Here is a 21,418-nt window from a genome sequence, read left to right on the forward strand (position 1 = left end):
ATTGTAAATTTCGTTAGATTTAAAACAAAATTTCACCATTTTAATGTTATACTTCTCACTTAAAACAACTTTTAAAGGAGAACTTGTAATGTCAAATTCTACAAAAACTTTTATTATTGTAGGTGATATTATTTTATTTATCGCGCTGCTTGCTTTGTTACCTTTTGAAACAAAAGCTAATCAAGGCTTGGCTATTTTAGCGTTTATCGCAGTCTTGTGGCTTAGTGAAGCCTTGCATGTTACCATCACTGCGATTTTAATTCCCATTTTAGCCGTTATATTGGGAATAATGCCGACAGCAACTGCTCTAAAAAATATTGCCGATCCGAACATTTTCTTATTTTTCGGCGCTTTTGCTCTAGCTGCAACAATGCATTTTCAAGAACTTGACAAAATTATATCTCAAAGAATTTTATCGCTAACAAAAGGAAATTTTGCATTGATTGTTTTTTCTATGTTTTTTGTGTCTGCGTTTTTATCGATGTGGATATCAAATACCGCCACAACGGCAATGATGGTATCTTTAGCTTTTTTTATACTTTCACAACTTGATTATGAAGAAAATAAAAATACCTATGTTTTCGTGCTTTTAGGCATAGCCTTTAGTGCAAATATAGGCGGTATAGGCACACTCGTAGGAACTCCACCAAATGCCATAGTGGCAACAAATTTAGACATTACTTTTACCGAATGGCTTAAATATGGAATTCCTGTAGTTCTCATTCTTTTACCTTTAGCCATACTCATTCTTTATATCATCCTTAAACCAAATTTGAAATTTCAAATCGATATGAATCTCGAAAAAGAAATCCCTATGGATACACAAAAATATATTACCCTAATTCTTTTTATCCTTATAATAAACTGTTGGGTTTTCGGTTCTTATATCAATCCTTTCATTTCAAAATTGTTAAAGCTTGAAGAGGAAATTGCTTATTTTGATAGTCTCATATCTCTACTTGGCATCGTCTTATTATGTGCCTTTAGAACAGTAAGTTGGAGAAAGGTGCAAGAAGGCACTGACTGGGGGCTTTTAATACTTTTTGGTTCAGGGATTTTATTGAGCATTATTTTAAAAGATAGTGGTGCGAGTCAAATCATATCCCAATATTTTCTTAACCTTCTTGTGGATTCAAATTTATTTTTAATTGTGCTTTTAATTTCTCTTTTTATAATTTTTTTAACGGAATTTACTTCAAATATAGCAGTTGCGGCACTTTTTGTGCCACTTTTCATCTCCGTAGCTGAGTCTTTAGGAATGTTACCGCTTGGTTTAGCACTCATCATAGGCATAGGAGCGAGTTGTGCCTTTATGCTACCTGTCGCAACTCCGCCAAATGCCATAGTCTTTGGCACGGGCTACATTAAGCAGTCTCAAATGGTGCGTGTAGGAATTTACCTTAATATTCTTTGCTCTATCATCATCGCTTTAATGGCATATTTCTTCTGGCTTTAAGCATCTTGTTTTTACAAGATGCTTACCTTAATCGATCTTAAGCACACTTAAAAAGGCTTCTTGCGGTAAATGCACCTTACCTATGGCTTTCATACGCTTTTTGCCTTCTTTTTGTTTTTCTAAAAGCTTTCTTTTACGCGTTATATCTCCACCATAACATTTAGCCGTTACATTTTTGCCCATAGATTTGACATTTTCACGCGCTATGATTTTATTGCCTATACTAGCTTGAATTGCCACTTCAAAAAGCTGTCTTGGCACTATTTCCTTCATCGCTTTGACAAGTTCCCTACCCTTACTCAAAGCCTTAGAATTTGGCACAATAATGCTTAAAGCATCGACATTTTCACCAGCGACCTTAATATCAAGCCTTACCAAATCTCCTTGTCTATATTCAATAGGCTCATAATCAAAACTCGCATAGCCTTTAGTAAGACTTTTAAGCTTGTCATAAAAATCCATCACAATTTCATTTAAAGGCACATCATATTCTAGCAAAACCCTATCTTGCGTAATGTAGTCCATTTTAACCTGTAAGCCTCTTTTATGATTTAAAAGCGTGATTAAATTTCCCAAAAATTCACTAGGTGTGATAATAGTCGCTCTCACATAAGGCTCTTTTATCATCTCAATTTTATTAACGGGAGGTAGTTCGCTAGGATTTTGAATTTTTAAAAGCTCTCCATCTGTTTGATAAATTTCATAAGTTACAGTGGGGGCTGTGGCGATTAATTCTAAATTAAACTCACGCTCCAAACGCTCCTTAATCACCTCCATATGTAAAAGTCCCAAAAAACCCACGCGAAAACCAAAACCCAAAGCCAAAGAAGTTTCAGGCTCATAGCTTATAGAGCTATCGTTTAATTTTAACTTATCCAAAGCGTCTCTTAAATCCTCAAATTTATCCGTTTCAATAGGATAAAGTCCCGCAAAAACGAAAGCCTTAGCCTTTTCAAAGCCACCTATGGCTTCTTTTGCTTTATTTTTGCTTAAAGTTATCGTATCGCCGACTTGTAAATCACCGATATTTTTAAGCCCAAGCACGACAACGCCCACTTCTCCACTTTCTAATTTTTGTGTTTTTTTAGGATTTAAGGGATGAGGATAAAATAAATCCTGAACTAGATGTTTTTTATCTGTGCTCATCACCAAAATTTCATCATTTTTAGCAATACCACCCTCATAAATTCGCACTAAAGCTAAAGCACCCAAATAATTATCAAACCAAGAATCATAAATTAAAGCCTTAGTCGCCGCCGTGTCGTCTGTTTTAGGGGCTGGGATTTTTGTGATGATAGCCTCAAGCAGCTCCTTAATTCCCTCACCCGTTTTTGCACTTACGCAAATAGCTTCTTTACAATCTATGCCTATAATATGCTCGATTTCGTGCCTTACTTTTTCAATGTCTGCTGAAGGAAGGTCAATTTTGTTAATTACTGGGATAATTTCTAAATTATTTTCTAAGGCTATATAAACATTAGCTATGGTCTGTGCTTCCACGCCTTGTGAAGCATCGACAACTAGCAAAGCCCCCTCACAACTCGCCAAAGAACGACTCACTTCATAGCTAAAATCCACATGTCCGGGAGTATCAATAAGATTAAGAATAAAAGGCGTATTATTTAAAGTATATTCAAGCCTTACAGACTGCGCTTTAATGGTAATACCTCTCTCTTTTTCTATATCCATAGTGTCCATTACTTGATGACTCATTTGCCTCGCACTAATCGCCCCACACTCGCTAATAATCCTATCCGCCAAAGTGCTTTTGCCGTGGTCAATGTGTGCTATAATGGAGAAATTTCTAATATTTTTCATAAAAAATCCGTCAGTAATAATATAAAAAATTATAACAAAATTATGTAAAGCTGAGAAAACTTTTAGGTGTTTATACAAAATTCCATATTGTCATTATAGTGCAACAATTTTTATTGCTCTTAACTTCATACTTAAAATGGCTTTAATAAACAAAGGAAAATAGCTTTAATGTAGAATTTTAAGCAAAACAAAGGTGGTATTTTATTTTAAGGATTTTGGAATTTTTCTACATTAGGGCTTTAAAGGTAACTTTGATTTAGATAAGAGCTTTATTATATATATCGTGGCATTTTTTATGCTGACTTCTTGACACTTCCACCAATTTTGCTTCACATATAAAAGGAAAAATAGACAATAAATAAAATTGACAAACTTAATAATTAAAATAGTTTAAAGAATATAAAAATGAATTTTTGTAATATTTTGTGTTTGATAAATTTATTTTCGACAATTATTCGCTTATGTCTTGTTTAAAATAAGTATTTTAAAGAATAAAATGAGCCTCTAAACCATTTAATTTTTTTATATCATTTTTGAGTATTAAAGGCTAAAAAATTTGATTTAGATTTCTTAATTTTCCTTATAAAAGAGAATTTTAACTAGACCCTTATACCAAACCCTCACAACAATTAAACATCAAAAACTTAATTTCAACTTTTTGATACTAAATTTTCAACAATTAAATTTCAAAAATCAAACAAAAAATTTTTAATATGACTTTGTAGGGTTTTTTAAGAGACTTTAAAAAAATTTAAAACAATAAAAACTAAGTTCTTATTAAAGCTTTCATAAAGAATTCAACAGCAAGGAGGCATTATGATAAAAATGATAGACTTAAAAAAGAGCTTTTTAATAGCTCATTTATATTATGCAAAGTAGTCAAATGCAAGATAGCAATAGTCCCAAATTTATCAATTTTCATAGTTTAAAAATCAATACTTAGAAAAATTAGCAAATGAGTTATACGGCATTTAATGTTGTTTTATTTTGCAAATTATTTTATCTATACTAAAAAATTTAATTTTGCGTTTTCTAAATTCATTAAAACTAATTAAGGAGCATTCAAACAAAAAATGCTTAAAATAACGGCGTTTATTTATCGGTGGAGCTTAGTTAAACGGGCTTTTAATAGCCTGTAAAAAGGGGCTTTAAAACTAACTTTCTAAGCAATGCTTTAAAAGCTTCAGTGCGGTTTCTTTGATAGAGCTTTAAGGGCGTTATATAGCAAACTTATGGTTTCAAAAAATACTTATGACACCATATTCAAAGGCTATGTATTTTATGGCTTTGTTCATAAACGCTTCAAAGGCATTTCTTAGGCTATAAAAGAGCTATGAAGGTATCTAAAAAAGAATTAACAAGTCCGCAATGAGCTACTTTCCCCCTGCCAGTAAGGCGTAGTATCATCACCCACGATGTGCTTAGCTTCTTGGTTCGGGATGGAGCAAGGCGTTTCCACATCTGTATAATCACGGACATTGTTATTTAAATATTCTTTGAAAGATTGAATTTAAGAATAAAACTTAATCTTTTATTTCTTTACTTTTTTCTTTATTCTCTTTCTTCTTTTCTTATCTTTTATCTTAGATAAGTTTTTATATAGAATACTTAAAAAACAATGTTAAGAGCAAGTTTTATTAAACTCTTTACACTTTATTAAGGTTAAACCTTAACAAGGAAGTGATGCTTTATTAACTTAAAAGATAAGTTAATATTTATAAGATAAGCCAAACGCTCTATTAGTACTGGTCAGCTAAAGGACTTTCATCCATTACACACCCAGCCTATCAAACTAGTAGTCTTCTAGAGAGCTTAGAGAAGATTCATCTTAGAGTTGGCTTCACGCTTAGATGCTTTCAGCGTTTATCCTTTCCAAACTTAGCTACGCTGCGATGCTCTTGGCAGAACAACAGCTACACCAGTGGTTTGTTCAACCCGGTCCTCTCGTACTAGGGTCAAATCTCTTCAATCTTCTTACGCCCACGGCAGATAGGGACCGAACTGTCTCACGACGTTCTGAACCCAGCTCGCGTACCGCTTTAAATGGCGAACAGCCATACCCTTGGGACCTGCTCCAGCCCCAGGATGCGATGAGCCGACATCGAGGTGCCAAACCTCCCCGTCGATGTGAGCTCTTGGGGGAGATCAGCCTGTTATCCCCGGGGTACCTTTTATCCTTTGAGCGATGGCCCTTCCACACAGAACCACCGGATCACTAAGACCGACTTTCGTCTCTGCTTGACTTGTATGTCTTGCAGTTAAGCTGGCTTATACCTTTATACTCTACTAGCGATTTCCAACCGCTATGAGCCAACCTTTGTAAGCCTCCGTTATTATTTGGGAGGCGACCGCCCCAGTCAAACTACCCACCAGACATTGTCCCACTTGAGGATAACTCAAGCTGGTTAGCTACCCAAATAAGAAAGAGTGGTATCTCAACAATGGCTCATATACAACTGGCGTCATATACTCAAAGCCTCCCACCTATCCTGCACATTCTTATCCAAATAGCAGTGTCAAGCTGTAGTAAAGGTCCACGGGGTCTTTCCGTCTTGCCGCGGGTAGGAGGAATTTTCACCTCCACTACAATTTCACTGGATCCCTCTTTGAGACAGCTCCCATCTCGTTACGCCATTCATGCAGGTCGGTATTTAACCGACAAGGAATTTCGCTACCTTAGGACCGTTATAGTTACGGCCGCCGTTTACTCGGGCTTCGATCAAGAGCTTCGCTAATGCTAACCCCATCAATTAACCTTCGAGCACCGGGCAGGCGTCACACCCTATACATCCTCTTACGAGTTAGCAGAGTGCTGTGTTTTTGGTAAACAGTCGGGAGGGACTCTTTGTTGTAACCTTCTTTGCTTTCGGAGTAAATCCTAATACAAAGGGAGGCACACCTTATACCGAAGATACGGTGCTATTTTGCAGAGTTCCTTAAAGAGAGTTCTTCCACGCGCCTTAGAATACTCATCCCACCCACCTGTGTCGGTTTACGGTACGGGCAACATTAGCTAAACTTAGAAACTTTTCTTGGCTCGACGGCATCAGGGGTTCTTCTTTCCATCCGAAGACTTCAAAAAGCCTTTCAGTTCTCGGAGTATTCTTATACGGATTTTCCTGTATAAGCTCCTACGACCTTAGACTAGCACTTCCATCCGCTAGCCCCCTTAGCCCTAAGCGTCCTTCCATCGCACACTAATGTTGGTATAGGAATATTAACCTATTTGCCATCGCTTACCCCTTTCGGACTCAGCTTAGGACCCGACTAACCCTACGATGACGAGCATCGCGTAGGAAACCTTGGGTTTACGGCGTTAATGATTCTCACATTAATTATCGCTACTCATGCCTGCATGCTCACTTCTATTCGCTCCAGCACTCCTTGTCGGTATACCTTCGACGCAAATAGAACGCTCTCCTACCACATTGCACACAACTTAAACGACTTAACTCTTTTAATCTAAGAATATTTTTATTGTTTTTTACTATATTTTATTATTTTTACGAAGTTTTTGTTTTTATCTTTACTCTATAAAAATGAATAAAGATAAGCAAAAAATAAATAAAAATAAATTTAGTTTCTCATATTTTAAATTTAAATCATCTAAGTTGTGTGCAAGTCTAAAGCTTCGGTACTTACTTTAGCCCCGTTATATTTTCCGCGCAAAATCACTAGACCAGTGAGCTATTACGCTTTCTTTAAAGGATGGCTGCTTCTAAGCCAACCTCCTGGTTGTTTAAGTAACTTCACATCGTTTTCCACTTAAGTAAGATTTGGGGACCTTAGCTGTTAGTCTGGGTTGTTTCCCTCTTGACGACGGATTTTATCACTCGCCGCCTGACTGCTGTGATTACACTAAAGGTATTCGGAGTTTGATAGGGTTTGGTACATTGGTGTATGCCCTAGCCCATTCAGTGCTCTACCCCCTTATATTACGACACAACGCTATACCTAAATATATTTCGGAGAGAACCAGCTATCACGAAGTTTGATTGGCCTTTCACCCCTATCCACAAGTCATCCCATAGCTTTTCAACGCTAGCGGGTTCGGTCCTCCACTAGTTCTTACACTAGCTTCAACCTGCTCATGGATAGATCACTTCGTTTCGGGTCTGCAGCATCTGACTTAGCGCCCTATTCAGACTCGCTTTCGCTACGGCTTCGCGTTAGCTTAACCTTGCCAGACACCACAACTCGCAGGCTCATTATGCAAAAGGCAGTCCATCACACTGTATTGCTACATAGTGCTCTGAATGATTGTAAGCAAATGGTTTCAGGTTCTATTTCACTCGGCTCACCGCCGTTCTTTTCACCTTTCCCTCACGGTACTTGTTCGCTATCGATCTGGTAGGAGTATTTAGGGTTGGATAGTGGTCTACCCAGCTTCAGACAGGATTTCTCGTGTCCCGCCCTACTCAGGATACTGCTAGCTAAGGTTAGGTTTTTGCATACGGGACTATCACCCTCTATGGCTACACTTTCCAGAGTGTTCTGCTAACCTTTCCTCTTGCACATTGCAGTCCTACAACCCCCAGTGCAAGCACTGGGTTTGCCCTCTTACGCTTTCGCTCGCCGCTACTGACGCAATCTCGTTTGATTTCTTTTCCTGAGGGTACTAAGATGTTTCAATTCCCCTCGTTCGCTCCATTATGGTAGTATATATCTCTATATACTGGGTTGCCCCATTCGGAAATCTAGGCATCAAAGCTTCTTGACAGCTCCACCTAGCTTATCGCAGTCTAGTACGTCCTTCATCGCCTCTACCAGTCAAGGCATCCACCATTCGCTCTTAGTAGCTTACCTTTTAATGTTCTTTTAGTAAAGAACCAAAGCTAAAGATTACCCCGCCAAGCCTTAAGGAAATTCCTTAAGCTTAAGGGCTTGTCTAAAAAGCTCTAGTTCTACTAAAAAAACAATGACATAAAAGCCAAAATTAGCTTTTTTGATTCTAAAACGCATCACTTCCTTGCTAAAGTTTAATGATAAAAGAGCTATATTATAAATTGAAACTATATATTTAAAGATAGGTTCATTACATATATAAAGACGGAAAGTGTTTAATCTTTAGTTCATATAAACGCAAAGTCAATGTGAAGCTAAAGCGTGTATTAAACTTTATTTCTTTTATCCTTTAACAAGGTTCAGTAAAATTGTTTATTAAAACTTGCTTGTGACTCTTAACAATGATAAGTTAAAGAACGGCTTTCTAAAGGAGTTAAAATGTTGTATTTAGACTTTTTTAGAAAGTGAAAGTCGAAATTATACATAAAGAAGCTTAAGGGAAGATGAAAGTGGGAAGATTAATAAATATCAATCCCCCTATCATTTAACTCTCTATATGCCACACAAGCTTCTTTATGTTTTTTATCACAAGCTATGCCAAAATAGCGTTTTGCCCTTTTCATATCCTTTTTTTCAAGCTGATTATAACGCCCTAAAATATAACAGCTTTCTCCTAATCCAAAAGTGCAAGATTGAGAATAAAAATGTAAAGCGGTGTTTAAATTTTGCCTAACTTTTTCACCCTTCTCATAAAGTAAACCAAGCTTATAGCAGGCATTAGCGTCCTTTAACTCGCAAGATTTTTTATAAAAATAAAGACTCAATTCACTATCTTTTTCTTCTTCATAAAATAAAGCTATATTGTTGCAACTTCTCGCATCTCCCAATTTGCAAGCTCTATTATAGGCTAAAATCGCCTCATTTTTATAGCCATTTTCCTCTAAACTTAAAGCCAAATTTGAACACCCCTTAGAATAGCCGAATTTGCAAGCCTTATCATAAAATCGATGGGCTTTTTTCAAGTCTTTTGAAACACCTTGTGCTTTTTCATTCATATAGCCTAAAGAAAAGCAAGCTCTTGGATTATCTTTTTCACACAAATCTTCAAAAAGCTTATAAGCTTTGGCAAATTTATTAGCCTCATAAAGCTTTAAAGCCTTTTCTATGTCTTGTGCTAAAAGCCCACTAAGTCCTAAAAATAGTAACAAAATGAATCTTTTCATAAAGCCTTAATCCTTTCCTCTAAAGCTAGAATATAATTTAAACGCTTATTGTTTTCCTCTTTTTTAGTTAAAATCAATGCTCTTTTTTGCACAATTAGATCTAAATTCTGCTCAAAAAATATATTAATAACCTTTAAAATAACAGGCTTTGCAATCAATAAATTTTCAAATTCATACACATTAAGCTCATTTAAAACTCTTTCATAAATTTCGCTTTTTTTAGGATAATATAAAGAAAATTGTGAGCTGTCAAGCTCGTAAAATGTGCGACTTTCATTAATTTTACGACTAAAAAAACTTAAGCTTAATTTACAAGCGTTTTCATAGTTTGCAAAAGCTTTAAGATTTAATTTTTCAAAAAAAAGTTCTAAATCCAAATTATTTTTAAATAAAATATTTTCAAAATCGCGTAAAAAATACTCCTCACTCGCACTAGCAAAGGCTCTAAGGTCGGCAAAATTTTTCTCACTTTGCAAAAAATCATCTTTTTGAATATTGGAAATTCGCGCCTTAAAAAGCAAAATTTCTTTTTTTAAAGTTTCAAAACTCTCTTTTAAATGCCATTTTAAATCTTCAAAAGAAATTTCAAATTCCTTTTTAATACGCTTAAATTCCCTATTCATCACATCAGAATGGTAAAACATCGCCAAAAAGGCATCATCGCTGGAAATAAAAGGAGTTTTGTAGCTGTATTTATGATATAAATTTTTCTTAAAAAAACCTTGAGTTTCCTTATAAAAAAAAGCCTCCTTTTCTCTAACAAAACTAAAAATTTCTATACTCAAACGCTCAGCAATACTTTTAAGTTGTTCTAAAATTTGGTGATTTAAAAGTTTAATTTTCTCTCTTAAATCGGCAAAATAAGCTCTTAAATAATTTTCATAGGCTTCAAATTTAAGCTCAAGTTCATTAAAAATAGTATCAAAAAGAATATTTTCTTCCTTAGTGATTTGGCAAAATTCAAGCAATTTTCTCTTGCTAAATTCACGCTTTAAATTTTTTGTGTCAATGTTTTCTAGATATTTTAATAGAGTATTAAAGTTAGATTTATCATATTTATCTTTTTCTTTAGCTTCCTTGCAAGAAATGGCGATAATTTGCTTAAAATATTTTCCAAAAACACTTCCTGCATACTCAAGGACTCTTTCAAGTTCTACCTGATTTAATTTATCCTTTTGATTTAAGACGCACAAGCTATTTTTACCAAGAAGTTTTAAATTTGCTTTAATAGCATCCTCTTCGCTTTTTTTGCCCGCATTATCAATTAGACTTAACCAAATCACACAGTGAATATTCTCAAGCTCCCTAAAAGTCGTTAGCGTATCGCTTTCATTTGCATTAAGTCCGGGAGTATCCACAAGACTTAAATGCTTTAAAAGTGGCACAGGCGCATAAATATGTATGCTTTTAGCTTCTTTTAAGCTTTTTCTTTGATCTGTATAAAATTCAAGCTCACTAAGCTCTGCGATAACATCGCTTCCATCTTCAAATTCTACACGCAAAATATAATCTTTTCCATAATGTAAAAAAGTGGGTTTAAAGGTAACAGGCACAACACCAGTCGGCAAATATTCACGCCCTAAAATCAAATTTAAAAGACTTGATTTTCCACTAGAAAATTGACCTATAATGGCTATTTGTATATTTTTCTCCAAAGAAAAAATGAGGCTTTTTAAACGCTCTTTTAAGCCTAAACTAAGATGCATAAAAGGTTCATCAAAATCTTTACAAAGCTTTTTTATCTTTCCTTCAAAACTCTCATCAAATTCTTTTTTATAAGCGTTTTCATAGGCATCAATAAATTGTTTTAAAAACTCAATTTGCATTTAAAAGATCCTTTTGAAGTTCTTTTAGCTCGGCAATTTTTTCTAAATTTGCTTCATAATTTTGCGTAAAATCAAAATGTTCTTTTTCTAAATTTTGAAGTAAATTTGTGAGATTTCTTAATTTTTCTTTCACATTTTTTTCAAAATACGCTAATTTTTCATTTAGAAAATTTAAAAAGTTTCCATTTATATCTAAATTTTCCAAAATCTTATCAAGCTCAAACCCCATAAAAGCTTCCGTTATAAGCTTGTCTAATTTTTTTTCCATAGTAAAAATATCGCTTTTTTCTTGTATCATTTGACCAAGTTCTAGCTTTAAAAACGCAAATTGATCTGTCGCAAAAATATCCTCTATCGCCCTTGAAATGCCCTCTTTAAAGTCTTCAAAACCACTATCAAATTCTGCTTGCAAGAAATCATATTTTAAGCTTAAATTTTTCTTAATATCATCAATTTTCTTCAAATTCTCAAATTTTACCTCTCTTAAAATGTCATTAATCCCATCTCTTGTCGTAATATCAACCATATTTAAAACTCGATTTAAATCAAGTTTTTTAGCATTATTATTAAGATATTTTAATTCATCAATTAAGCGTTCCTTAAGCTTTTTGGCTAAAAGCAGGACAAGTTGATTAATATCATTTTGAGAATTTCTAAGCTTTGAAATGGAATTTTTAATATCATCTTTGGCATTTAAAAGTTCTCTTTCTTGTTTTTTAAATTCCGCTAAAAATTGCATATTTTCATCTTGAGTGGCATGTGAGCTTTCTTTAAAAAGCTTATTTTGCATTTCATACTCGCTTAAGATTTGCACAAGCTCTAAACCAAGCTCTTTTTTATAGGCATTTAAAGCCGTTTTACTTTTCTCTCCAGAATAGAGCGCATTTAATAAATATCTTTCAAATTCCTCCATTCCGCTTTGCCCAAATTCCTCTTTGCCTACCAAATTTTTATAAAAGTCATTTGCTTTTTTTGCGCTCACACAGAGAAAATCAATTTTTTCAATCAACATTTCCTCTCCCTTAAGTCTCTCTTTTAACGAATTTTTCGTATAAGCAATAACCTCTTTTAAATCCTCCTCACTCAATAAATCCGCCTTAGTCAAAACGACCAAAAATTTACCAAGACGCGAATTTAATAAACAAGAAACTAAAAATTCCATATCCTTTTGTGTCAAGCTTTGAGAAGCATTCATTAAGTGAATCAAAAAATCACTTTGTTTCAAATAAGTTTTCGTCAATAATTCTCTTTGAATAACTACATCATCAAGCCCCGGAGTATCAACTATGGAAATATTATTTTGCAAAAATTTCAAATCTGCCTCAAGTTCAATTTTTTTAATAAAGGCTGAAATTTGATTTTTTGCGCTGCTAAATTCTTTAAGTTCTTCTTGTGAAATTTCTTTTATTATGCCGTCTTCTTGGATAAAATCAGCAATATTATATGTATTAGAAAGTTCACGCACAAAGCTTTCAAGTTCAGTATTAAATTTAGAATTTGAAAGGATATGTTCCCACTCTTTTTTATTCCAAAAATATAGTTTTGCTTTTTTAGATTTTCCATATTTTAACACGCTTAAATTTGCAGTTTCTGGTATATTTGAAACACCCAAAAATTCTTCTTTTAATAAAGCATTTAAAAGGCTTGATTTACCAGCGTTCATCACGCCTGTAACGGCGACATTAAATTCTAAATTTTTAAATTTTTCTAAAGCTTCTTGTAAATTTTCTTTACTAGTTTGACTAAGAGCTAGGGACTGAAGCTTGAAGTTAATAGCATCTAACTCATTAAAAGAAGTTTCAAAAAGGGCTTTTTTATCTTTTTCTTCTAGTTTAGTCTTTTCTATAAATTTTATTATCAAATCATTGTTAGTTATCTTTTCTAAAATCCTCAAAGCTTTTAACAAATCTTTTTGATTTAAAAAACCTTTTTGCAAAAGATTTAAAGTGCAAATTTGTGCATATTGAATACTAAAAATATCCACTCTTAAAGCAATTTTTTTCATAATATTTGCAAATTCTTTTAAGAGAAAATACCTTTCATAATTTGTTTCATCAACACTTAAAATAATAGCAAATTCACTAAGATCAAGTTGGATTGAATGGTCAAAAATCGAGTTAAAATCTAAAAATTGTAATTTATTTTGCCAAAGTTGCTGAAGAATATTTTGCATTAAAATCCCCCTTTAAAAAGGGGGAAATATTTATTTACATTTTTGTGCAACAAGTTGTCTTCTCATATAGGCTATTTTACTTTGTAAAGGCAATTCCTTAGGGCAATTATCCTCACAAGCAAGCAAAGACATACAGCCAAAAACTCCATCATCATCACCCACAAGCTCGTAAAAATCCTCTACGCTTCTGTGATCGTGTGGATCTTGCAAGTATCTTGCAGTGCGAAGAAGCCCTGTCGCTGCGATGAAATTAGGACGCATTAATTTAGTCGCACACGAAGCTACACAAATTCCACACTCAATACAACGATCTAGCTCAAAAGTCTCATCAGCTACTTCAGGCTCAATGCGTTCTTCAATTTTGGAAATATCAGTTTCTTTTTCATTATGCACCCAACTTTCCACTCTTTTACACATATCCTCAAACCACTCGCCCGTATTGACACTTAAATCCTTAATGTGTCTAAACGCTGGCATAGGCATAAGCTCAATTACGCCATCTGGATAATCCTTAGTTAAAGTTTTGCAAGCAAGTTTTGGAACTCCATTAATCATCATCGCGCAACTTCCACAAATCCCTGCACGACAAACAAAGTCAAAGCTCAAATCCGCATCCATTTTTTCGCGTATTTGTGTCAAGCATACAAAAACCGTCATAAAAGGAGTTTCCTCAAGCTCATAAGTTACAAAATGCGGCTTTGAAATTTTGCTTAAAGGGTTATATTTAAACGCCTTTATTGTTAATTTCCTACTCATAATCCACTCCTATTCTTTGATTTGGTGCTTTATATTTGGCTTGAAGCTCATAAGGCATTAAAGCATTTTGAATTTCATAACGACCCTTACCCTCGCTTTCCATTTTTTCGCGAATCGCATCAACTTCAGCTTGACGCTTTTCACTCAATGGATTTTCGATGATATTACCTTTAGCCCCATATCCCCTAAAGGCTGGTGGCATTTCCATTTTCATAATGTCAAGCTCATCATACTCTACTTTTGGTAAGGTTTCACCATCAACCCAGTAAGTCAGCGTTCTTTTCATCCAATTTAAATCATCTCTTTTTGGATAATCTTCTCTATAATGCGCTCCACGACTTTCCGTTCTTAAAAGCGCACCATAAGCAACGCAAAGAGCGATTTTAAGCATTCTAGGCACCCTATAAGCTTCTTCAAGCTCAGGATTTGCCGCATTTAATTCTTTACAATGCACTTTAACATTTAAAGATTTTTTATAAAGCTCTTCAAGCTCATTAACGGCTTCTTTTAAGCCCTCGCCCGTTCTAAAAATGGCAACCTTATCCCACATTACCTCTTTCATTCTATTTTTAATTTCAAAAACATCATTTTGTCCCTCTTTATCCACTAAAGATTTAAGATATTGATATTCTTTACTTAAAAAATCTTTTACAACATTAGTATCTACAACTTCACCATTATTTTTACAATAATCCGCAAAATAATCGCCCACTATCATACCTGCTACAACGGTTTCAGCACAAGAATTTCCGCCCAAACGATTAAAACCATGCATATCCCAGCAAGCTGCTTCACCACAAGCAAAAAGTCCATCTAGCCACTGACTTTCTCCTGTTGGCTTAGTGCGAATCCCGCCCATTGAATAGTGTTGCATAGGAAGCACAGGCGCCCATCCTTTAGGACCCTCATCAGCTGGGTCGATACCATTGAAAGTTTTGCAAATATCTTGCACATCACGCAAATTCTTTTCAACATGTGCTCTACCCAAAATAGAAATATCAAGCCACAAATGATCTCCATAAGGACTTTTCACACCCTTACCCTTACGAATATGCTCCATCATTCTACGACTCACAACATCACGGCTAGCAAGTTCTTTTTTTTCTGGCTCATAATCAGGCATAAAGCGGTAACCATCCACATCACGCAAAATCCCACCATCACCACGACAACCTTCAGTCAGCAAAATTCCGCTTGGCACAATAGGAGTTGGGTGAAACTGCACGGCTTCCATATTAGAAAGTCTGCAAAGTCCAGTTTCAAGGGCGATAGCAGCACCTGTTCCCTCACAAATGACCGCATTGGTTGTTTGTTTATAAATTCGACCATAACCTCCCGTGGCTATCATCGTTCCTCTCGCTATATAAGCGATAAGTTGCCCATTTGTTAAATCTCTAGCAATCACGCCTAAACATTTTTTACCATCGTGAATGATACGCACTGCTTCCATTCTATCAATAACTTTAACTTGATGCTTAATCGCTTCATTTGCTACACCATAAAGCATACAATGCCCTGTCGCATCGGCGATATAACAGGTTCGCCATTTTTTCGTTCCCCCAAAATCCCTTGCGTTAATAAGTCCGTGTGCCTCTTCTTTTTCTTCAATCACGGTTTTTTGTGCGTTGATAACTACCGTTCTAGGACCCTTAGTAACTCTAGTCCAAGGCACACCCCAAGCCGCAAGTTCCCTAACAGCCTTTGGTGCAGTTTGAGCAAACATTCTTGCAACCTCTTGATCGCACCCCCAATCAGAGCCTTTTACGGTATCTGCAAAGTGTAAATCCTCATTATCTCCCTCACCCTTAGCACCATTTCCAAGACTTGCTTGCATACCACCTTGCACGGCTGCTGAGTGGGAACGCTTCACAGGACAAATACTTAAAAGCGTAACGCTTTGCCCACTTTTTGCCACTTCAATGGCTGCCCTAAGTCCTGCTAGACCGCCGCCTATTACTAAAGCATCACTATATTGTATATTCATAATTTGCTCCATTATAAGTTTTAATCATTGCACTTTGTGCTTGATTTTGATAATTTTCAAATCCAATTTTTGCAAATGCGGCAAGAGATAGCACACCTAAAACTAAGAAAAATACGCTAATAACCCATTTTGCCATTTTGAGCTTTTTGCGACTTTCTTTAGCGTTTTTACCCTCAAACCAACCCCATTTAACACAAAGCCTATAAAGTCCTATACTTCCGTGAAGTTCCACGCAAATAAGTAAAACAATATAAAAAAGCCACATGAAATGGTTAATTACTCTTTCGCCTGACATATCGCCACTGATTTTATCGGCATTTGTAATAATGAAGATAAGATGAGCTGAACCTAAGAAAAACATTACAAAACCTGTGAAAGCTTGCACCCACCAAAGTGTCGTATCTTCGTGCTTCATTTTTTTTGTATGCGTTCTTAAAAGTTGATATTGACGAAAATTAATAGGAAATTTTCTCATCGCTAAACCAGCATGCACAATGAAAATAATCAAAACACAGGCTGCAAGAAATGAAGTGATGTAACTCATAATAGGGTTATCATAAACAAATTTTAACTCTAGAAAATGGACAACAGAGTTAAAAAAATCTTCGCTCACCAAAATTGTAGATACAAAAAGCATATGTAGCCACATAAAAAGTCCCAAAAAAAGCCCTGAAGCGCTTTGGATAAAGTCAAGTCTCGCAGGCATTTTGCTTTTTTTGCCCTCAATGCTCTTACCCAAATAACCTTCGATAAGATCACTCATCTTTTCTCCTTAGAATAAATTTAAAAACTATTAATTATAATTTTATTAGCCTTTAAGATACATTAAATTTTTTTTAAAAAAAAGATAAAAAAGCAAAGCAGCCGCAAACATTATTAAACTTAAAATTTGTCCCATACTTAGTCCAAAAACAACGAAGCCGATCCCAAAATCAGGCTCTCTATAAAACTCGCACACAAAACGCGCCAAAGAATAAGCTCCAGCATAAATAATAATAAGCTCTCCCTCAAATTTTTGTCTCAATTTAAACAAATAAACAACAATAAAAACAACAACGCCTTCCAAAAATGCTTCGTAAAGCTGAGAAGGGTGTCTTAATAAGCCATCAACATAAATTCCCCAAGCTACATCACTAACGCGTCCAAAAAGCTCTTGATTGAGGAAATTTCCTACACGACCAAAAACATAAGCCAAAGGAACACTTAAAGCCACGACATCAAGATAAAGCCAAAGTCTTTGTTTATATTTCTTACAAAAAAGAAAGGTTGCTAACAAAAATCCCATAATAGCACCATGATAGCTCATACCACGAATACCTACAAATTCGCCATTTATATCAAAGGGATTAAAAATTTGCCAAGGATGCGTAAGATAATAAAGAGTATGGGAATCATAAATCAAAATATAGCCAAGTCTAGCACCCAAAATTACGCCAAGTTCAACCCAAATAAAATAATTATCCAAATGTTTATTATCTATATCTAAATTGAATTTCTTAACAAAAAATTTCGCCAAATATAAGGCTAAAAGTAAGGCTATTACATACATAATGCCATACCAATGCACCTTAAAACCAAAAAACTCAAAGGCTACAACATCAAAATTTGCATAAATATTTTGCCAAAATTTCATTTTAAATCCAAATTTTTTAAGGAAAATATAGCAAAAAAACTTTAACTTGTTATAATTGCATTTAAAAAAATAAAAGGTTAAATAATGAAAAAAGCTTTTTTACTTAGCACAGCCTTATTCTTTGCAGCTTGCTCAAATACAAGCTCAAATTTCGTCCATGTTTCTATGCCCAATTTCAAGCCCCAAACTCCCACTCAAATTCAAGCTATAAATTCTGGCATTAAAATCGCTTTAGAGCCTTTAGTTTTAGAGCAAAATAATAATTATTCGGATAATTTTGAAAATTCTGTGCTTAAAATTCGCATCGATAAAGAAAATGAGCTTTTAAAACAAAATTTAGAAGAGCAAATCAAAACAATCGCAAAACTTAAAGGCTATGAATTAGATAATACAAATCCCGATTACAAACTTAAAGGTATAATTAAAATTTTCATCGATGAAAAAGAAATTCAAAAAACAAGCGAATGGCTTAGTGGAGATTCTATAGACTCAAAACTTGGTTTAAAATTTGAAGGGAAAATCGAATTTGTCGATGCTTATAATCCACAAAATAAAACTAAAATCTCAAGCGATACTAAACTTGATTCTTTTATCGATTTAACCTATCCTATTAAAAGTAGTGATGGTGTGGGTATGTTTAAAACGACACTTAGTAATGTCCCAACCCAACTTAACAAAGGCTTAGAGCGTCCAGCTTTTGAAATAGACAAAGCCTATTTAGCTTTTTACAAAAACACTCTAAATTCTCTTCACGCAAATCTTCCAAAAGCTCTAGATTTGGGCAAAAGTGAGCCGCAAAATACTAAAGAATATAATGAATTTATAAATGAAGGCTTTAGCGAAGAAAATCCTACTCAGCAAAGGCATAAGAAAGAAAGCCAAATGCAAGAAACTCCAACAAATAACGAAGAAAATGGGGTGATTATCTTTGAATAATCTTTTATCTAAGATAATAAGCGATTTGCTCTTTCTTTAAAATGCGTATAAGATTACTCGTTCCCTCCACACCCGTTGGAAAACCAGCGCTTAAAATATAGCATTTATCTTCACTCATAAAGCCTCTTTCTACGCTAGATCTTACAGCATCTTTGAGCAATTTTGTTAATTCATCACTTTTATTAACTAAAATAGCAGGATTAACTCCCCAAACTATACTAAGAAAATTAAGCGTTTTTTCACTATGTGCTATGGCTATAATCTCTATATCAGGACGATAGCGAGCAATTTTAATGGCGGATTTACCGCTACTTGTGAGAGCGAAAATGGCATCCGCATTTAAATCTGCCGCTAAATGAGTGCTTGATTGCATGATTTTATCCGTATCATCTAAATAATCAAAACGATTAAATTTATTGTAAGGATAATTTTTCTCCACTTCCACTATGGTCTTACACATCACATCAACGGCATTAGCAGGGTCTATCCCTACGGCACTTTCTTCGCTTAACATTACCGCATCCGTTCCATCTAATACAGCATTTGCCACATCTGAAATTTCGGCTCTTGTCGCAGTTTTAGCCTTGGCAAGAGAAAAAAGCATTTGCGTCGCTGTAATAACAGGCTTTGAAGCATTGTTTGCCTTTTGAATAATGCTTTTTTGTATATTTGGAACCTTATAATAAGGCACTTCAATACCCAAATCTCCACGAGCTACCATTATGCCATCACTTGAAGCGATAATTTCATCAATATTTTCCACCGCATCAAATTTCTCAATCTTAGCAAAAATAGCAATCTTCGCTCCATTTTGTGCCAAAATTTCCCTCACCTCATCAATATCGTGAGCGTTTTGCACGAAAGAAATGGCAAGAAAATCAACACCATTTTCAATACCCCAAAGCAAATCTCGCTTATCCTTTTGCGTAATCACATCGATATTAATACGCGTATTTGGAAAATTAATGCCCTTGTTAGAATTTAAAAAGCCATCATTTTCTACCACACTTTGGATAAAATTTTCATTAACGCTCACTATTTTTGCACGAATGCTACCATCATAAAGATAGACATATTCCCCTATTTTTAGCATATTTAAAATATCGCTTTGATTAATGCTTAATTTATAATGTGCCCCATCAACCCTTTCTCCAAGAATTTTACTACGGTAAAAATCTAATCTATCACCCTTTTTAAGATCGAAAGGCTCTTTAAGCTCACCTGTGCGAATTTTAGGACCACTAATATCTTGAAGTATCCCTATTCTTACATTTAGCTCACTTGCTACCTTACGAATTTTTTCTAAATTTTGCTTATGATACTCGTGAGTTCCGTGAGAAAAATTTAATCTAAAAACATTAACGCCATTAATGATCATTTGGCGTAAAACTTCCTCACTTTCACTAGCTGGACCAACTGTGGCAACTATTTTAGTTTTTTTAAGCATTTTTACCTCACAATAATTCTGTGCTAAATTTATCCTCATCAAATTTAGCACCCAAATAATCACAAACCATTTTTGCATCTCTTTCGGCATTGCCAAGACAGCTTGTAGCACCCGGACTTGGTGTCATATTGAAAATAATACCATCAACCTCATTAATGCTGGCTTCACCTAGCATAAGCTCTCTTTTTGTTTTATCAATCACTTGCGGACGCACCCCACCAAAACCCTTAGCATAATAAATATCATCAGCCTTTAAGCTTGGGACAATCTTTCTAGCATTTCTAACAAATAAGTTTTTATTAATAAAAGGCAATTCATATAAATAATTATAGAGAATATAATTTCGAATCGTAGCATCTTTAAACATGCCTAAACTCACACTTAATACAACCCTATCAAGCTTCAAAGCCTCAAAAAATTCTGGCACAGATTTCAAGCCTTTATAACGCTCAAGCTTAGGAATTACTAAAGCTGTTGGACCAAAACGCGTATTCATATCTGCCATTAAATCAGGATCTCCGTGAAGTGCTGCAAATGGGAGTTTAGGATTTTGCACCATATAAACTTTGCCATTTAAAAGTTTTTGTTTTGTAAGATAAAAACTTCCTGCCACAGGCCAACAAGATTTATCAAGCCCCAAGCCCATTTTGTGTGCGAGATACAAAGAATGTGCGCCAGCATTTACCACAACAGCCTTAGCCTTATACTCTTTAAAATTTGCAGTCCTTATAGTAAAACCCCCATTTTCTTTAGAAATATGCACAACCTCCTCATTAAAAGCTACCAAAGTGTTTTTACCCTGCTTTTGTCCTTCTTCAATCAAACTTTCACTCATCTTAGCAAAATCAACGGTCGTAAAAACTTCCCCCGCTTCAACACCCATAGCGACAATATTTTCCCTCCTATCGCTTACGCCGTCCTCCCCAAGTGCGACCTTAGGTTCTATCTGTTTAATTTTATTTTTATCAAAAAATTTAATATAAGGGTAAAGTTCTTTAAATTCCTCATAGCGACCCTTCATATACTCACATTCTGTATCATCTACAGCTAAAGCCATTTTTTGATGAGAAAACATAAACTTGTTTTGTGCATTTTGTAAAAGTCCATATTTAACTATCATATCGGCAGTGCGTTTGACTTTTTGTGCCTTTTCCAAAGTGTAGTTTGTCTCTATATCGCCACAATGTATAGTTTGTGAATTACTTGTGCTTTTGCTGTTTATAGTTGCTGGAGCGTGATATTTTTCTATTAAAGCGATATTTTTAATATCTGTATATCTAGAAAGCTCATAAAATAAAGCTGCTCCAGAAATTCCAGCTCCTATAACTAAGACATCAAATTCTTGCCGGCTCATTGATTTTCCTTAAAATAATTTATTTCT

At 34.7% G+C, this 21,418-nt stretch carries 12 protein-coding genes and 2 rRNA genes; 2 read left to right on the plus strand and 12 right to left on the minus strand.

The annotated features are described in order from the left end of the window. The first annotated feature begins 88 nt into the window (after window positions 1-88). The gene (locus tag EL158_RS05265) at window positions 89-1,456 is read left to right on the plus strand and encodes an SLC13 family permease (RefSeq protein ID WP_027303819.1); all 1,368 of its coding nucleotides are present in this window, start codon (window positions 89-91) and stop codon (window positions 1,454-1,456) included. Between the two features lie 27 nt (window positions 1,457-1,483). Here the strand turns inward: EL158_RS05265 and lepA are convergent, their stop codons facing one another. From lepA to lgt, 10 genes are all read right to left on the minus strand, one after another. Next, window positions 1,484-3,274: a translation elongation factor 4 gene (lepA, locus tag EL158_RS05270; RefSeq protein WP_027303820.1), complete on the minus strand. Its 1,791-nt coding sequence runs from the start codon at window positions 3,272-3,274 to the stop codon at window positions 1,484-1,486. Window positions 3,275-4,634: 1,360 nt separating this feature from the next. After that, a 5S ribosomal RNA gene (gene rrf / locus EL158_RS05275) occupies window positions 4,635-4,751 on the minus strand. A 241-nt stretch (window positions 4,752-4,992) separates the two neighbouring features. Then, window positions 4,993-8,080: ribosomal RNA gene (locus tag EL158_RS05280) — 23S ribosomal RNA — on the minus strand. 497 nt (window positions 8,081-8,577) lie between these two features. Continuing rightward, window positions 8,578-9,282 carry a tetratricopeptide repeat protein gene (locus EL158_RS05285; protein WP_027304588.1) on the minus strand — a complete coding sequence of 235 codons (705 nt, stop codon included), beginning with the start codon at window positions 9,280-9,282 and terminating at the stop codon, window positions 8,578-8,580. After that, the gene (locus EL158_RS05290) at window positions 9,279-11,108 is read right to left on the minus strand and encodes a dynamin family protein (protein ID WP_027304587.1); all 1,830 of its coding nucleotides are present in this window, start codon (window positions 11,106-11,108) and stop codon (window positions 9,279-9,281) included. Before EL158_RS05290 ends, EL158_RS05285 begins: the two co-directional genes overlap by 4 nt. Next, entirely contained in the window at window positions 11,098-13,281 is a 2,184-nt protein-coding gene (locus tag EL158_RS05295) for a dynamin family protein (protein ID WP_027304586.1), read from the minus strand. Before EL158_RS05295 ends, EL158_RS05290 begins: the two co-directional genes overlap by 11 nt. A 30-nt stretch (window positions 13,282-13,311) precedes the next feature. Next, the gene (locus tag EL158_RS05300; RefSeq protein WP_004276551.1) at window positions 13,312-14,037 is read right to left on the minus strand and encodes a fumarate reductase iron-sulfur subunit; all 726 of its coding nucleotides are present in this window, start codon (window positions 14,035-14,037) and stop codon (window positions 13,312-13,314) included. Next, window positions 14,030-16,021 (minus strand): fumarate reductase flavoprotein subunit, encoded by a 1,992-nt coding sequence (locus EL158_RS05305; RefSeq protein ID WP_004276550.1) that lies wholly within the window; start codon window positions 16,019-16,021, stop codon window positions 14,030-14,032. Before EL158_RS05305 ends, EL158_RS05300 begins: the two co-directional genes overlap by 8 nt. Further along, window positions 16,005-16,784 (minus strand): fumarate reductase cytochrome b subunit, encoded by a 780-nt coding sequence (locus tag EL158_RS05310; RefSeq protein ID WP_004277497.1) that lies wholly within the window; start codon window positions 16,782-16,784, stop codon window positions 16,005-16,007. The genes EL158_RS05305 and EL158_RS05310 overlap by 17 nt, the downstream gene beginning before the upstream one ends. A 45-nt stretch (window positions 16,785-16,829) precedes the next feature. Continuing rightward, on the minus strand, window positions 16,830-17,654 hold the full coding sequence (gene lgt / locus EL158_RS05315) for a prolipoprotein diacylglyceryl transferase (protein WP_027304585.1): 825 nt from the start codon (window positions 17,652-17,654) through the stop codon (window positions 16,830-16,832). Between the two features lie 84 nt (window positions 17,655-17,738). Here lgt and EL158_RS05320 point away from each other — a divergent pair, with 84 nt between their 5' ends. Continuing rightward, window positions 17,739-18,590, plus strand: a complete 852-nt coding sequence (locus EL158_RS05320) for a hypothetical protein (RefSeq protein ID WP_027304584.1) — start codon at window positions 17,739-17,741, stop codon at window positions 18,588-18,590. 4 nt (window positions 18,591-18,594) lie between these two features. On the opposite strand, the gene pyk is transcribed toward EL158_RS05320, so the two are convergent. Further along, the gene (pyk, locus tag EL158_RS05325; protein ID WP_027304583.1) at window positions 18,595-20,037 is read right to left on the minus strand and encodes a pyruvate kinase; all 1,443 of its coding nucleotides are present in this window, start codon (window positions 20,035-20,037) and stop codon (window positions 18,595-18,597) included. A gap of 7 nt (window positions 20,038-20,044) precedes the next feature. After that, on the minus strand, window positions 20,045-21,391 hold the full coding sequence (locus EL158_RS05330) for an FAD-dependent oxidoreductase (protein ID WP_027304582.1): 1,347 nt from the start codon (window positions 21,389-21,391) through the stop codon (window positions 20,045-20,047). Window positions 21,392-21,418: the final 27 nt, after the last annotated feature.

This window comes from Campylobacter upsaliensis, assembly GCF_900637395.1.
Lineage (GTDB): Bacteria > Campylobacterota > Campylobacteria > Campylobacterales > Campylobacteraceae > Campylobacter_D > Campylobacter_D upsaliensis.

Bases quoted from the DNA above. Each gene is read 5' to 3' on its own strand.
- EL158_RS05310 (WP_004277497.1), bottom strand. From the start codon at position 16,784: ATGAGTGATCTTATCGAAGGTTATTTGGGTAAGAGCATTGAGGGCAAA.
- pyk (WP_027304583.1), bottom strand. From the start codon at position 20,037: ATGCTTAAAAAAACTAAAATAGTTGCCACAGTTGGTCCAGCTAGTGAA.
- EL158_RS05320 (WP_027304584.1), top strand. From the start codon at position 17,739: ATGAAAAAAGCTTTTTTACTTAGCACAGCCTTATTCTTTGCAGCTTGC.
- EL158_RS05265 (WP_027303819.1), top strand. From the start codon at position 89: ATGTCAAATTCTACAAAAACTTTTATTATTGTAGGTGATATTATTTTA.
- EL158_RS05300 (WP_004276551.1), bottom strand. From the start codon at position 14,037: ATGAGTAGGAAATTAACAATAAAGGCGTTTAAATATAACCCTTTAAGC.
- lepA (WP_027303820.1), bottom strand. From the start codon at position 3,274: ATGAAAAATATTAGAAATTTCTCCATTATAGCACACATTGACCACGGC.
- EL158_RS05330 (WP_027304582.1), bottom strand. From the start codon at position 21,391: ATGAGCCGGCAAGAATTTGATGTCTTAGTTATAGGAGCTGGAATTTCT.
- EL158_RS05285 (WP_027304588.1), bottom strand. From the start codon at position 9,282: ATGAAAAGATTCATTTTGTTACTATTTTTAGGACTTAGTGGGCTTTTA.
- EL158_RS05305 (WP_004276550.1), bottom strand. From the start codon at position 16,021: ATGAATATACAATATAGTGATGCTTTAGTAATAGGCGGCGGTCTAGCA.
- lgt (WP_027304585.1), bottom strand. From the start codon at position 17,654: ATGAAATTTTGGCAAAATATTTATGCAAATTTTGATGTTGTAGCCTTT.
- EL158_RS05295 (WP_027304586.1), bottom strand. From the start codon at position 13,281: ATGCAAAATATTCTTCAGCAACTTTGGCAAAATAAATTACAATTTTTA.
- EL158_RS05290 (WP_027304587.1), bottom strand. From the start codon at position 11,108: ATGCAAATTGAGTTTTTAAAACAATTTATTGATGCCTATGAAAACGCT.